A 12,288-nucleotide genomic window follows, 5' to 3' on the forward strand; every position below is an offset into this window, starting at 1 on the left:
TAGCGGCGCATCACAGTCCAAATGAAAAACGGCCCGCAAGGGGCCGTTTTGTTGCTTGCTTGGCTGCTCGCCGCTCAGGTGAGCGGCGACAGCTGGATTTCCACGCGGCGGTTCTGAGCGCGGCCTTCGGACGTAGCATTGGACGCAATCGGTCGCGTCGCGCCGAAGCCGGTGACGGCAAAGCGGCGCGAATCGACTCCCTGGGCACCGAGGTAGTTGGCGACCGACAGCGCGCGACGCTGCGACAGGTCGAAATTGTGCTGGTCGCCACCGGTCGAGTCGGTGTGGCCGAACACGTCGACAGTGGTCTGGTTGAACTTCTTCAGCACCAGGGCAACCGAGTTGAGGGTGCCGTAGAAGCCTGCCTTCACGGCATCCTGGTCCGTGGCGAAGGTAATGTTCGACGGCATGTTCAGGATGATCTGGTCGCCGGCGCGGGTAACGCTGACGCCCGTGCCCTGAAGCTGGGCGCGGAGCTCCGATTCCTGCCTGTCCATGTAGCCACCGGCAAGACCGCCAGCGAGTGCGCCGACACCGGCGCCGATCAGCGCGTTGCGGCGATCATTGCCGCCAGCCAGCAGGCCGAGGCCGGCACCGGCCAACGCACCAAGGCCAGCACCCGCAGCCGCGTTGGAAACCTTCTGATCACCCGTATAGGGGTCGGTGGTGCAGGCGCCGACGAACATGCTGCCTGCCAGCACCAAAATCACTGTCTTTTTCATAAGGATGTCCCTCTCCGTACCGCGAAACCCAATGGCGTTTCGCGCAAAGCCCTTCACCGGCCTTGTAGCATGAAATACGGCGAAAAACGGATCAGCGGAGCAACCGAGGCGCAAAGTCACAGACTATCGCCAGATCACCAGAGGTTCTTTCCGTCGATGACCACTACCTCGAGCTTATCGAGATCGAAGTCGTCGAACAGGCGAGCATTGACGCTGACCTTGGGGTTGTCGAAATCAGGCTCGCCGGTCGACCAGTCAGGTGTCTTGGTGAAGGTGCCGCAGCCGCAGATGGCGCAGAAGCCGTGCTTCACCGTCTTTGATCCCCACTCATAGACCGATACGTTTTCCGGTGGGCTGGTGAGCGTGAATTGCGCCGGCGTGTAGTAGGCCCACAACGAGCCGCGCTTGGAACAGAACGAACAGGTACAGGCGGTGACAGTCTCCGGCGCCTCCGTCACTTCGAACGTTGTTGCCTTGCAATGGCAGCTTGCCTTGATGACCATGTCCATCTCCTCGCAGGTCAGCGTCGCGCCGCTTGGCGACGGCATACATTAGCCAGGTGCTCCTGACAGGCTAGCGTCAGGAGCAGGTGCGCTGGCGCCTCAATATGACCTCGACGGGACGAACAGGCATATGGTCCGGCTGTCATCGGCTCCGGCGACCGAACACCAATGGTATTGGCCATCCGGCGAATCGTGGATACGCGCATCCTGATAGGTGACAACCTCGCCGGTGCCTTCGATGACATAGCCTTGCGGGCGCTCGCTGATGGCCTTTTTCGGCACCTCGCGGCAGTCGTAGCCGGAGCAGCAGGCAAAAGGATAGGTCCAGCCTTTTGGAGCGTCATGCGATGAGGCTGGTGGCGTGCTGAGCGAGATCAGCGCCAGCGCCGAAACAGCAAGCGCGCGCGGGCGGGGCTTTCCTGGGCACAACATGGCGTCTTCCCCTGAGATCACCTCCCAAGCGAAATCCTGCGCCCGCATGCTTAACGAAATGTTAGCCGGAATGTTCCGGGCATCGGCGCCCGGCCGCACTGCGGCCGGGCTTGACGATGTCGGCTTTGCCGATCAGTCGAGGTCAGCGACAGCCTGCCCTGCCCCGCCTTCGATACGCTGCGACAGAGAGGCTTCCATGAAGTCATCGAGATCGCCATCCAGCACATCGGAAGGGCTGGTGCTTTCGACCCCGGTGCGCAGATCCTTCACCAGCTGATAGGGCTGGAGAACGTAGGAGCGGATCTGGTGACCCCAGCCGATGTCGGTCTTGGCGGACTCTGTCGCGTTGGCGACGGCTTCGCGCTTTTTCAGCTCTTCCTCGTAGAGGCGTGAGCGCAGCATCTCCCAGGCCTTGGCCTTGTTCTTGTGCTGCGAACGCTCGGCCTGGCAGGCAACCGCGATGCCTGTCGCGATGTGCGTGATGCGCACCGCAGAGTCGGTCGTGTTGACGTGCTGGCCGCCGGCGCCCGAGGACCGGTAAGTGTCGATGCGGACGTCGGATTCCGAGACGTCGATCTCGATCGAATCATCAACCACCGGATAGACCCAGACGCTGGAGAACGAGGTGTGCCGCCGGGCATTGCTGTCATAGGGCGAGATGCGGACCAGGCGATGGACACCCGATTCCGTCTTCAACCATCCGTAGGCATTGTGGCCCTTGATGAGCAGCGTGGCCGACTTGATGCCGGCTTCTTCGCCGTCATGGACTTCCAGGACCTCGACCTTGAAGCGGCGACGCTCGGCCCAGCGCGTATACATGCGCAGCAGCATGTTCGCCCAGTCCTGGCTTTCGGTGCCGCCGGCGCCGGCGTGAACTTCGAGATAGGTGTCGTTCTGGTCGGCTTCGCCCGACAACAGCGACTCGATCTGTCGTGCCCGGATTTCGCCCGACAGCGAACGGATAGCGGTCTCGGCCTCGCTGATGATATCAGCGTCGCCTTCTTCCTCGCCCATCTCAATCAGGCCGATATTGTCGTCGAGCGCCTGGCTCAGGCCCTTGATGGACTTGATGCTGTCGTCGAGCGACTGGCGCTCGCGCATCAGCTTCTGCGCTTCCTGAGGGTCGTTCCAGAGAGCAGCGTCTTCAGCCCTCATGTTCAGGTAATCAAGCCGCTTTACCGCCTGATCCCAGTCAAAGATGCCTCCTCAGCAGGCTTATGGCCTGCCTGATTTCGTCGACGATGTTCTGCGTTTCCGCGCGCATGGCAGTGTGCTTCTTCTTGTTGTTGGCGGCCTGGAAAGACCCTTGAATCGGCGCGGAACATAGGGTCGGGGCCTCCGCCTGTAAAGGGAAATGGGCGGACGCCGCGGCTCCCGCCCATCACGATCAGGGCCAGAGGCACCATCACCTATCCCGCGTAAGCCTTTTCCAGCTTGGCGACCTCGATCCTGGTCATCTGCAACATTGCCTGCATCACCCTGCCCGCTTTGGCCGGATCGGGGTCTCCAAGCAGCCGCGGCAAGGCTTCGGGAACGATCTGCCAAGACAAGCCGAACCTGTCCTTCAACCAACCGCACTGGCCAGGCTGCCCGCCTTCCGACAACCTGTCCCAGAAATGATCGACCTCGGCCTGATCCTTGCAGTCGACAACCATCGAGATCGCTTCGGTGAACTTGAACATGGGACCGCCATTGAGTGCGGTGAAACGGATCCCCTCAAGCTCGAACTCCGCAACCATGACACTGCCCACCGGACCGGGTCCAGCTTCGCCATAGCGTATCACCTTGCCGACCTTGGCGTTCCTGAACACCGAGATGTAGAAACTGACCGCCTCTTCCGCCTGGTTGTCGAACCACAGGAACGGCGTGATCTTCTGCATCATTCTCTCCTCCTTTTTCAGAATTCGGATTGCCGTGGCAGTTTCCGTTGCAAGGACGTTCGAGCGGGCAAGTTTCCGACATGTGCGCAAAGCTCTAGCCACTCGGCTCTCCAATAACCAATAAGCTATATAACTGATAGGATATACGCAAGACGATAGAGCCTCCTGCGCGCAAACAAAAATGCGCGCGGCCGAGCCGCGCGCATCCTGAAAACTTGCTTTGGAGGCCGGCTTTCGCCGACGTGGCTGTCCGGATTAATAGAGGCCGCCGCCACCTTCGCTGATGGCCTTGCTGGCCTGCGGCGAAAGCGCTTCGCCATAGCCGTTGCTGCCATCTTCGCCCATGCCGATGACCCAGTAGCTGTCGGCCGGGCCGGTGCCGGGCTTGAAGGCTTCCATGATGGTGCCGGGCGCGCCTTGGGCTGCCTGCATGCCGGTCTTGCGATCGATGGAGATCAGGGCCATGCCCTCGGGAACGACGAAGTCGACCTTGGGCGTGCCGTCGAGCGCCACCTTCATGAACTCCTTGAAGATAGGGGCCGCAAGGCCGCCGCCAGTGGTGCCCTTGCCCAGCGTCTGCGGCTTGTCGAAGCCGAGATAGAGCCCGACGACGAGGTTCGGCGTATAGCCGACAAACCAGGCATCCTTCTCGTCATTGGTGGTGCCGGTCTTGCCGGCCATCGGGCGGCCGAGTTCGAGCAGGGTCGTTGCCGTGCCGCGCAGGACGACGCCTTCCATCATCGAGGTGATCTGGTAGGCGGTCATTGGGTCGAGCACCTGCTCGGAATTGTCGACCAGTTCCGGCTCCGGCTGGTTGGCCCAGTCGGCGGCAACGCAACCTTCGCAGCCGCGCTCGTCGTGCTTGAACACGGTCTTGCCGTAGCGATCCTGGATGCGGTCGATCAGCGACGGCTTGATCTGCCGGCCGCCATTGGCCATCACGGCGTAGGCGGAGACCATGCGCATGACAGTGGTTTCGCCGGAACCCAGCGACATGGCCAGCACGGGCAGCATCTTGTCATAGACGCCAAAGCGCTCGGCATATTCGGCCACCGTCTTCATGCCCATGTCGTTGGCGAGACGGACGGTCATCAGGTTGCGCGAGCGCTCGATGCCGGCGCGCAGCGTCGACGGACCAGCCGCCTTGCCGTCATAGTTTTTGGGCGACCAACTCGTGCTGCCGGTCTGGATGGTGATCGGACCGTCCATGATCACGGATGCGGGGGTATAGCCATTGTCGAGTGCTGCCGCATAGACGAACGGCTTGAACGCAGAACCGGGCTGGCGCATCGCCTGGGTGGCGCGGTTGAACTCGGACTGCGCATAAGAGAAGCCACCGACCATGGCGAGCACGCGGCCGGTATGCGGGTCCATCGCGACGAGACCACCCGATACCTCTGGCACCTGGCGCAGCGCATAACTGTCACTGCCTTGGTTCTTTTCGACATAGACGACGTCGCCGGGCTTGAGCACGTCGGCGGGCGAATTGGCCTTCACGCGCTTGCCGTCGACGACGTGGCGCATGGCGAAGCTCATATCTTCCGCGGACACGGTGCTGCGCTCGCGGTCCTTGGAGAGTGCGCCGGAAACCTCGCGCTTGGGCTGCAGGCCGATGCCGAGCCCCGCCTTCGAGCTGTCTAGTACGACTGCAAGGCGCCATTCGGGGACGTCGTCGAGGCTCTTGACCTCGCCCAGCGCCGTGCCCCAATCGCTGGAAATGTCGATGCTCTTGACCGGGCCGCGGTAGCCGCGCAGGCGATCGTATTTTTCCAGGCCCGACTGCATGGCCCTGCGCGCCATCACCTGAAGCTTCGGATCAAGCGTGGTGCGCACCGACAGGCCGCCCTCGTAGAGCGCGTCCTGGCCATAGCGGGCGATCAGTTCGCGGCGCACTTCCTCGGTGAAGTACTCGCCAGCGAAAACATAGGTGCCGACGCGGCGCGGCGTGACGCCAAGCGGCGACGCTTTCGCCTTTTCACCCTCTTCGCGCGACACGTAGCCATTGCCGACCATCTGGTCGATGACCCAGTTGCGGCGCTCGATCGCCCGGTCGGTGAACCTGAACGGATGATAGTTGGACGGGCCCTTGGGAAGCGACGCCAGATAGGCCGCTTCTGCGACCGTCAGCTCGTTGACCGACTTGTCGTAGTAAGTCAGCGCTGCACCGGCGATGCCATAAGCACCAAGGCCGAAGAAAATCTCGTTGAGATAAAGCTCGAGAATGCGATCCTTCGAGTAGGCCTGCTCGATGCGGAAGGCCAGGATCATTTCCTTGATCTTGCGCTCGTATGTCTGATCGGAGCTCAGCAGGAAGTTCTTGGCGACCTGCTGGGTAATCGTCGAGGCGCCGACCTGGCGGCGGCCGGAGCCCAAATTCTGGAAATTTGTCAGCACGGCGCGGCCCAAACCGGTCACATCGATGCCGGGATGGTTGTAGAAATTCTTGTCCTCTGCCGACAGGAATGCCGCCTTGACGCGGTCGGGCACAGCCTGGATCGGCAGATAGAGCCGGCGCTCGCGCGCGAACTCGCCCATCAGCGCGCCATCGGAGGCGTGGATGCGGGTGGTCACCGGCGGCTCGTATTTGGCGAGCACCTCGTAGTCCGGCAGTTCCTTATTGACCTGGCCAAGATAGATCGCCACACCCGCCGCAACGACGAGCGCAAGCGTCGTGCCGATGCCGAAGAAATAGCCGATAAGACGAATCATGCCCGCTCCAGTACAAGGTTCGGGGGTTCCCTAAACCAACCCGCCATCACCGCAAGCCGCAGGTACTGTCCCGATCCGTAATCGGCCACCCATGTCGCGCGGTTGTGGGCAAAATACGGCAACAGCCAGCATGCGCCAAAGATTTCGGCCAGAACGGCCATAATTGCCTCGGTAGTTGCCGCTCCGCAACGCCAAATTGCGGGCCGTCAGCCGCCGGTGCTGCTTCCACGCCCGGCAACGAAAGCAGCGACAGCCTTCGAAATACTGCTTGCGGCCTTCTCGCGCCAATCTGCGCTGCGCAGTTGCTCCTCGTCCTCGGGATTCGAGAGATAGCCGAGTTCGACCAGCACCGACGGCACGTCGGGGGCCTTGAGCACCCTGAAGCCTGCAGAACGATGCGGGTTGTTGATCATGCCGACCGTCGGCGACAGCTCGCCGACCAGCGAGCGGGCAAATCGTGTCGAAAAGCCATGCGTTTCGCGCCGGATGAGATCGACAAGAATGTCGGAGACTTCGTGATTTTCTTCAGCAACGTCGACGCCGGCCAGTTGATCAGAGAGGTTTTCGCGATCGGCGAGTGCCTGGGCGTCGGCATCGGACGCCTTGTCCGAGACGGTATAGACGGTCGCGCCGCGAATGCCCTTCAGGCGGATGGTGTCGGCGTGGATCGAAATGAACAGGTCCGCCTCGGCCTGGCGAGCGATGCGAACGCGATCGTCGAGCCGCAGGAAGTCGTCACCCTCGCGCGTCAGCACCACTTTGTAGGCACCGTTCGCCGCCAGCTTGGCCTTCAATTCCTGGGCGAAAGCGAGCGTGACCGATTTTTCGACCGTCCCGTTCAGGCCTTCCGCACCACCGTCGATACCGCCGTGTCCGGGGTCGAGGACGATGGTGAACGGCCGGTCGCCGCGGTGGGCGATCTTGCCGACGCGGTCGCTCTTGGGCGTGGACACCGTCGAGCCTGTCGTTTCGGCCTGGGCAGCAAGTGCTGCGTCGAACTCCCGTTCGGAGGCAGCGCCGATATCCGCGACCATACGGTAGCCAGAGCCATCCTCATTCCTGAGGATGTCGACTTTTTCGACGTTGAACGGCCCCTTCGACGTTACGATCAGCCGCGAGGCGCCCTCGCCCGACGTGCCATAGCGTACGCCCTTGATCAGGCCGCGGGGCTTGAGTTCCTTTGCATCCAGCGCCAGTGACGTATCTGGGAGATCGACGACCAGACGATGCGGCCCCCGCAACAAGAACCACCTCGGCTCCGGCTCGCGGTCGAAATTCATCACGATGCGCATATGAGTCGCGTCGCCTGCCATCTTGTAGTCGAGCGTCTTGATCGCATCGGCGGCAGAAGCCGGCTGGGATTGAAAGCCCACGACAGCCGAAAATAACGCCAGCACCAAAAGCAGCGCACGGCAAATTGCGCCCCTGGGCTGACTGCCCCCGATCGGGAAGCTCGTGCCGGTCAATGCCGCAGGCCCCATCTCTCGTCTTGCCGCTCCAAAAGCAGGCGCGCAAAGGCTGCACGCCGAAGCCAGTCGCGGGGCAAAATAGGCCGCCCCTTCGATTAACGACTGGTAACCAGAGAAGGTTAACCGAGTCTTTGCGGAAATGCTCCCCTGCTGGCTGTCGCACCCGCCTTTGCCGGCGTCGGAAATCAGGGTTGCGCTCAACCTCGCCAAATCATAAAAGCGACATTGGATCACTGCAATCCTGGGCCCGCGCCCTCAGCGCCTTCCGCTAGGGAACCACGCGACGAGCGATGGCTCAACTCGCAAAAGAGAAACGATTTCAGTGATCGCGACGAGATTCGCAGGCGCGGCCCGTGGCGGGGTAGCGACTGCGTGAGAAAAACGGCCGGACATTCATCCCGCGCCGGCTCTGTAAGAGCAAAGTAGCTGGTCCGGATTCCCCGGGCTTAGGTTTGAAACAAGGTTCCGCAAGGTCACGCATTGGCCACAGACGCAATCATGGACAGGTCCGCAAATAACCGCGCCATCACGGCTGCGGGCGGCACCGTCATGGCGTTTTGGCTGCGACCGGCGGGCGCAAAATTATCCGGCACCCCTTCATCAGCAAACTCACGGCGGCGGACGAGTTCCCGCAAGCCGCGGCTGACGGCTGCCGGGAGGACAAATAATGCCCAACAAGATGCTGATAGACGCCTCCCACCCGGAGGAAACACGGGTTGTCGTAGTTCGCGGTAACCGCATTGAAGAATTTGATTTCGAATCACAGGACAAAAAGCAGCTCAAAGGAAATATCTACCTCGCCCGCGTAACGCGGGTTGAACCGTCCCTTCAGGCTGCCTTTGTCGAATATGGCGGGAACCGTCACGGTTTCCTCGCCTTCAGCGAAATCCATCCCGACTATTACCAGATTCCGGTTGCCGATCGGCAGGCGCTGCTGCGCGCCGAGGCGGAAGAAGCCGAGGACGAGGAAGACGAAGAGAACGAAGGCGACGAGAGCAAGGGCCAGGACCGCAACCGCGGACGCCGCCGCCGCCGCGGTGGCAAGAACCGTGGCCGCAATGGCGACGAGCAGAAGCCCGAAGGAGCCGGCGACGACGAGGGCTCCCATTCGGAGGACGACGGCGAGCCTATCGCTGCCGCATCCGACGACGACGGCGATTCGATTGCCACAAGCGAATCTGCGGAGACGCACAGCGACGAATCGGAAACGGCAGCCGACGATTCGGACGAGCGTGAGCCGACATCGATCGCCGCGTCGTTCGACGCCGATGTGGTATCCGAACGGGTGCCTGAACCGACCGTCACCGAAAACGAAAACGGCGGCGTGATCGAGGAAGTTCATTCGTCCCATCACGACGACCATGAAGTCGAGTCGGTCGGCGCGGAAGACGCCCTCGAAGAGGTGCGCAATCGCCGCAAGCCGGTTCGCCGCCACTACAAGATCCAGGAAGTCATCAAGCGCCGCCAGATTCTTCTGGTCCAGGTGGTCAAGGAAGAGCGCGGCAACAAGGGTGCTGCGCTCACGACCTATCTGTCGCTGGCGGGCCGCTATTCGGTGCTGATGCCCAATACGGCGCGCGGCGGTGGCATTTCGCGCAAGATCACCAACGCCCAGGACCGCAAGCGCCTCAAGGAAGTGGTTGCCGATCTGGAAGTGCCGAAGGGCATGGGCGTCATCCTGCGCACCGCAGGTGAAAGCCGCACCAAGGCCGAGATCAAGCGCGACTACGAATATCTGATGCGCCTGTGGGAGAACGTCCGCAGCCTGACGCTGCAGTCGACGGCACCCGCACTGGTCTATGAGGAAGGCAGCCTGATCAAGCGATCGGTGCGCGACCTCTACAACAAGGACATCGACGAGGTTCTCGTCGCCGGCGAAGACGGCTACCGCGAGGCCAAGGACTTCATGCGCATGCTGATGCCCAGCCATGCCAAGGTCGTCCAGCCTTACCGCGACATCACGCCGATCTTCGTGCGCAGCGGCATCGAATCGCAGCTCGAACGGATGGTCCAGCCACAGGTGACGCTGAAGTCGGGTGGCTACATCATCATCAACCAGACCGAGGCGCTGGTTGCCATCGACGTCAACTCCGGGCGCTCCACCAAGGAACACTCGATCGAGGAGACGGCACTTCACACCAACCTTGAAGCCGCCGAGGAAGTCGCGCGCCAGCTCAGGCTGCGAGACCTTGCCGGCCTGATCGTCATCGACTTCATCGACATGGAGGAGAACCGCAACAACCGTGCGGTCGAGAAGAAGCTCAAGGATTGCCTGAAGAACGACCGCGCCCGCATCCAGGTCGGCCGGATCTCGCATTTCGGCCTGATGGAGATGTCGCGCCAGCGCATCCGCGCCAGCGTGCTGGAATCGACGATGAAGCCCTGCCCGCATTGCGGCGGCACCGGCCATGTGCGTTCGGACTCCTCGGTGGCACTCCAGGTCGTGCGCGCCATCGAAGAATTCCTGCTCAAGGATTCGCGCAGCCACATCACCGTCAAGACGCCTGCGGCGACCGCACTCTACGTGCTCAACCACAAGCGCTCCACGCTGGTGGACCTCGAAGCCCGCTTCGGCGTGACGATCACGCTCGAGGCCGACGACAGCGTCGGCTCGCAGAACCATGCCATCTTCCGCGGCGCCATCGCCGAGAAGCCGGCGAGCTTCAGCTTGCCAGTGATCGCGCCGGCCTATGAAGAGCCGGAAGAGGTCGAAGACGAGATCGTCGCCGAAGAGGAAGAAGAGGCAACAGCCGTCGCCGCCGCCGAAGTGCAGCCGGCCCGCGCAGCCCAGCCAGCAGGCGAAGGCGATCAGCACGACCGCAAGCGGCGCAAGCGCCGGCGTCGTCGCGGCGGCCGCGACCGCGAGCATGGCGCACCGCACGACGCAACCGCCGTCGCCTCGGAAGCCGATGCCTCCGAGGATGAGGAGGCCGGTTCCGATGCCGAGATCGAGAGCGGTGCGGAAGTCGAAGTCGCTTCTGAAGCAACAAGCGCGGACGCTGCCGCGACCGATGAGGCCGCGGCCAAGAAGCGCCGGCGCGGCAAGCGCGGCGGCAAGCGCAACCGCAAGGAGGACGACGAGCTCTCGGCAGAAGGCGACGAACAGCCAGCATCCGAAGATGCGGTCGTCGAGCCCAGCGTAAGCGAAGCGCCGGTCGCCGAAGCCGCAGCAGTCGTAGCTGCGGCTGAAGAACCGGAAGCCGCCGCCGAAGCCAAGCCGAAAAAGGCACCGCGCCGTTCGGCCAAGGCCAAGAAGGCGGAGGCGGAGGCCGAGGCAATCGAGGCGCCGGCAACTGAGCCCGTTGCAGAAGCTGTCGCGGCTGAAATTGCCGTAGATGCGGCAGCTCCCGAGCCTGAAGCCAAGCCGGCGAAGAAACCAGCGAAGCCCCGTACGCCGCGCCGCAAGGCTGCCGCTGCGCCAGCCGAGCAAGAGGTGATTGCCGCTGAAGCCGAGCAAGAGGCGGTTGCCGCTCCGGCCGAGCAGGAGGTTGCTGCCAAGGCAGTTGCAGCACGTCCGACGAAGGCGCCGGCCACACCGGTAGTCACTTCGGCAGTCGATGCCGAGGACGACGCTTCGAGCGAAGCCAAGCCGAAAAAAGGTGGCTGGTGGCAGCGCAAAGGTTTCTTTTGATCGGCTAATATAAAAACCCCGACCAGCACATCGTTGGTCGGGGTCACTATTTATTTAGATTATTTTGCTTGCCGTCCGACACTGTTTGCACCGATATACAACCCAGCGTTCGAATAGACTCATACTTTGCTTTAATACTGCCCGGAGAGACGGCCGATGACGAGTGACAGCAAGATCGACATCCTAGGACTGACTGCGCATATCGTCAGCGCTTATGTAGAGAACAACAAGGTTCCCGCCACCGGATTGCCGGAACTGATCGCCAGCGTCAACGCATCGATCCTGGCGCTCAACCAGCCTGTCGAAGCGCCGGTCGAGGTGCAACAGCCTGCCGTGAACCCCAAGCGTTCGGTCCTCCCCGACTACATCGTCTGCCTGGAGGACGGGAAGAAGTTCAAGTCGTTGAAGCGCCATCTTGCAGTCCACTTCGGACTGACGCCGGAGGAATATCGCGCCAAGTGGGGCTTGCCTGCCGACTATCCGATGGTGGCGCCGAACTATGCTGCCGCGCGTTCGGCACTGGCAAAGTCCCTTGGTCTTGGACGCAAGGCAGCCGCAGTTCCGGCCAAGGCACGCGGCCGCGCCAAAAAGGCTTGATTTCCGAAGTCTGAAAAGCGCTCCGGGCAGCACCGGAGCGCTTTGATCACGACGCGGCGACCACGTCCGCCGAATAGCGCAGCTCGCGCATCGGGCGCACACGCTGCGTGGTCCTGTCGTAGAGCGGATGCGCCTTGTAGGCTGCAAGTGCCGCCTGATCGGCGAACTCTGCATAAACGACGATGTCGATCTCGTCACAAAGCGGATCGACCTTCGTATTGACCGTCACTTCGAAAACGGTGGAATGCGGAATTCCGCCGAGCGCCGACAGCTCCTCGCGGATCGTCTCGACGTCCTGTTTCTGCCGCGCACTGAAGAACACGATGTGCCGGATCAAGCGACAAT

At 62.2% G+C, this 12,288-nt stretch carries 12 protein-coding genes; 2 read left to right on the top strand and 10 right to left on the bottom strand.

All coding sequences use genetic code 11. From position 1 onward, the window contains the following. Positions 1-74: 74 nt before the first annotated feature. The 9 genes from GGQ99_RS05830 to GGQ99_RS05870 form a co-directional block, all read right to left on the bottom strand. Positions 75-722, bottom strand: coding sequence for a YiaD family glycine zipper/OmpA-like lipoprotein (locus GGQ99_RS05830; RefSeq protein WP_108608209.1), 648 nt, complete (start codon positions 720-722; stop codon positions 75-77). Between the two features lie 134 nt (positions 723-856). Next, complete coding sequence (locus GGQ99_RS05835) at positions 857-1,225, bottom strand: GFA family protein (RefSeq protein WP_108609907.1); 369 nt, start codon at positions 1,223-1,225, stop codon at positions 857-859. A 99-nt stretch (positions 1,226-1,324) separates the two neighbouring features. After that, positions 1,325-1,657, bottom strand: a complete 333-nt coding sequence (locus tag GGQ99_RS05840) for a cupin domain-containing protein (protein ID WP_108609908.1) — start codon at positions 1,655-1,657, stop codon at positions 1,325-1,327. A 132-nt stretch (positions 1,658-1,789) separates the two neighbouring features. Beyond that, positions 1,790-2,921, bottom strand: a protein-coding gene (gene prfB / locus GGQ99_RS05845; RefSeq protein ID WP_108608210.1) for a peptide chain release factor 2 whose coding sequence is annotated in 2 segments (ribosomal slippage) — positions 1,790-2,854 and positions 2,856-2,921 — 1,131 coding nt in all. Because the reading frame shifts where the segments join, the coding sequence is not laid out codon by codon here. Positions 2,922-3,066: 145 nt separating this feature from the next. Then, the gene (locus tag GGQ99_RS05850) at positions 3,067-3,537 is read right to left on the bottom strand and encodes a VOC family protein (protein ID WP_183262368.1); all 471 of its coding nucleotides are present in this window, start codon (positions 3,535-3,537) and stop codon (positions 3,067-3,069) included. Between the two features lie 255 nt (positions 3,538-3,792). Then, the gene (locus GGQ99_RS05855; protein ID WP_183261276.1) at positions 3,793-6,246 is read right to left on the bottom strand and encodes a penicillin-binding protein 1A; all 2,454 of its coding nucleotides are present in this window, start codon (positions 6,244-6,246) and stop codon (positions 3,793-3,795) included. Further along, entirely contained in the window at positions 6,243-6,407 is a 165-nt protein-coding gene (locus tag GGQ99_RS05860; protein WP_183261278.1) for a hypothetical protein, read from the bottom strand. The genes GGQ99_RS05855 and GGQ99_RS05860 overlap by 4 nt, the downstream gene beginning before the upstream one ends. A 45-nt stretch (positions 6,408-6,452) precedes the next feature. Then, entirely contained in the window at positions 6,453-7,727 is a 1,275-nt protein-coding gene (locus tag GGQ99_RS05865) for an N-acetylmuramoyl-L-alanine amidase (RefSeq protein WP_183261280.1), read from the bottom strand. Between the two features lie 461 nt (positions 7,728-8,188). Beyond that, complete coding sequence (locus tag GGQ99_RS05870) at positions 8,189-8,350, bottom strand: hypothetical protein (RefSeq protein ID WP_159091655.1); 162 nt, start codon at positions 8,348-8,350, stop codon at positions 8,189-8,191. A 32-nt stretch (positions 8,351-8,382) separates the two neighbouring features. On the opposite strand from GGQ99_RS05870, the gene GGQ99_RS05875 reads away from it, so the two are divergent. After that, complete coding sequence (locus GGQ99_RS05875) at positions 8,383-11,346, top strand: Rne/Rng family ribonuclease (RefSeq protein ID WP_183261282.1); 2,964 nt, start codon at positions 8,383-8,385, stop codon at positions 11,344-11,346. Positions 11,347-11,502: 156 nt separating this feature from the next. After that, entirely contained in the window at positions 11,503-11,943 is a 441-nt protein-coding gene (locus tag GGQ99_RS05880; protein WP_108608214.1) for a Ros/MucR family transcriptional regulator, read from the top strand. Positions 11,944-11,989: 46 nt separating this feature from the next. Here the strand turns inward: GGQ99_RS05880 and GGQ99_RS05885 are convergent, their stop codons facing one another. Beyond that, positions 11,990-12,280 carry a Dabb family protein gene (locus GGQ99_RS05885; RefSeq protein ID WP_108608215.1) on the bottom strand — a complete coding sequence of 97 codons (291 nt, stop codon included), beginning with the start codon at positions 12,278-12,280 and terminating at the stop codon, positions 11,990-11,992. Positions 12,281-12,288 lie beyond the last annotated feature (8 nt).

The organism is Aminobacter niigataensis (genome assembly GCF_014200015.1).
In the GTDB taxonomy this organism is placed as follows: domain Bacteria; phylum Pseudomonadota; class Alphaproteobacteria; order Rhizobiales; family Rhizobiaceae; genus Aminobacter; species Aminobacter niigataensis.

Bases quoted from the DNA above. Each gene is read 5' to 3' on its own strand.
- GGQ99_RS05865 (WP_183261280.1), bottom strand. From the start codon at position 7,727: ATGGGGCCTGCGGCATTGACCGGCACGAGCTTCCCGATCGGGGGCAGT.
- GGQ99_RS05860 (WP_183261278.1), bottom strand. From the start codon at position 6,407: ATGGCCGTTCTGGCCGAAATCTTTGGCGCATGCTGGCTGTTGCCGTAT.
- GGQ99_RS05880 (WP_108608214.1), top strand. From the start codon at position 11,503: ATGACGAGTGACAGCAAGATCGACATCCTAGGACTGACTGCGCATATC.
- GGQ99_RS05850 (WP_183262368.1), bottom strand. From the start codon at position 3,537: ATGCAGAAGATCACGCCGTTCCTGTGGTTCGACAACCAGGCGGAAGAG.
- GGQ99_RS05875 (WP_183261282.1), top strand. From the start codon at position 8,383: ATGCCCAACAAGATGCTGATAGACGCCTCCCACCCGGAGGAAACACGG.
- GGQ99_RS05855 (WP_183261276.1), bottom strand. From the start codon at position 6,246: ATGATTCGTCTTATCGGCTATTTCTTCGGCATCGGCACGACGCTTGCG.
- GGQ99_RS05840 (WP_108609908.1), bottom strand. From the start codon at position 1,657: ATGTTGTGCCCAGGAAAGCCCCGCCCGCGCGCGCTTGCTGTTTCGGCG.
- GGQ99_RS05835 (WP_108609907.1), bottom strand. From the start codon at position 1,225: ATGGTCATCAAGGCAAGCTGCCATTGCAAGGCAACAACGTTCGAAGTG.
- GGQ99_RS05830 (WP_108608209.1), bottom strand. From the start codon at position 722: ATGAAAAAGACAGTGATTTTGGTGCTGGCAGGCAGCATGTTCGTCGGC.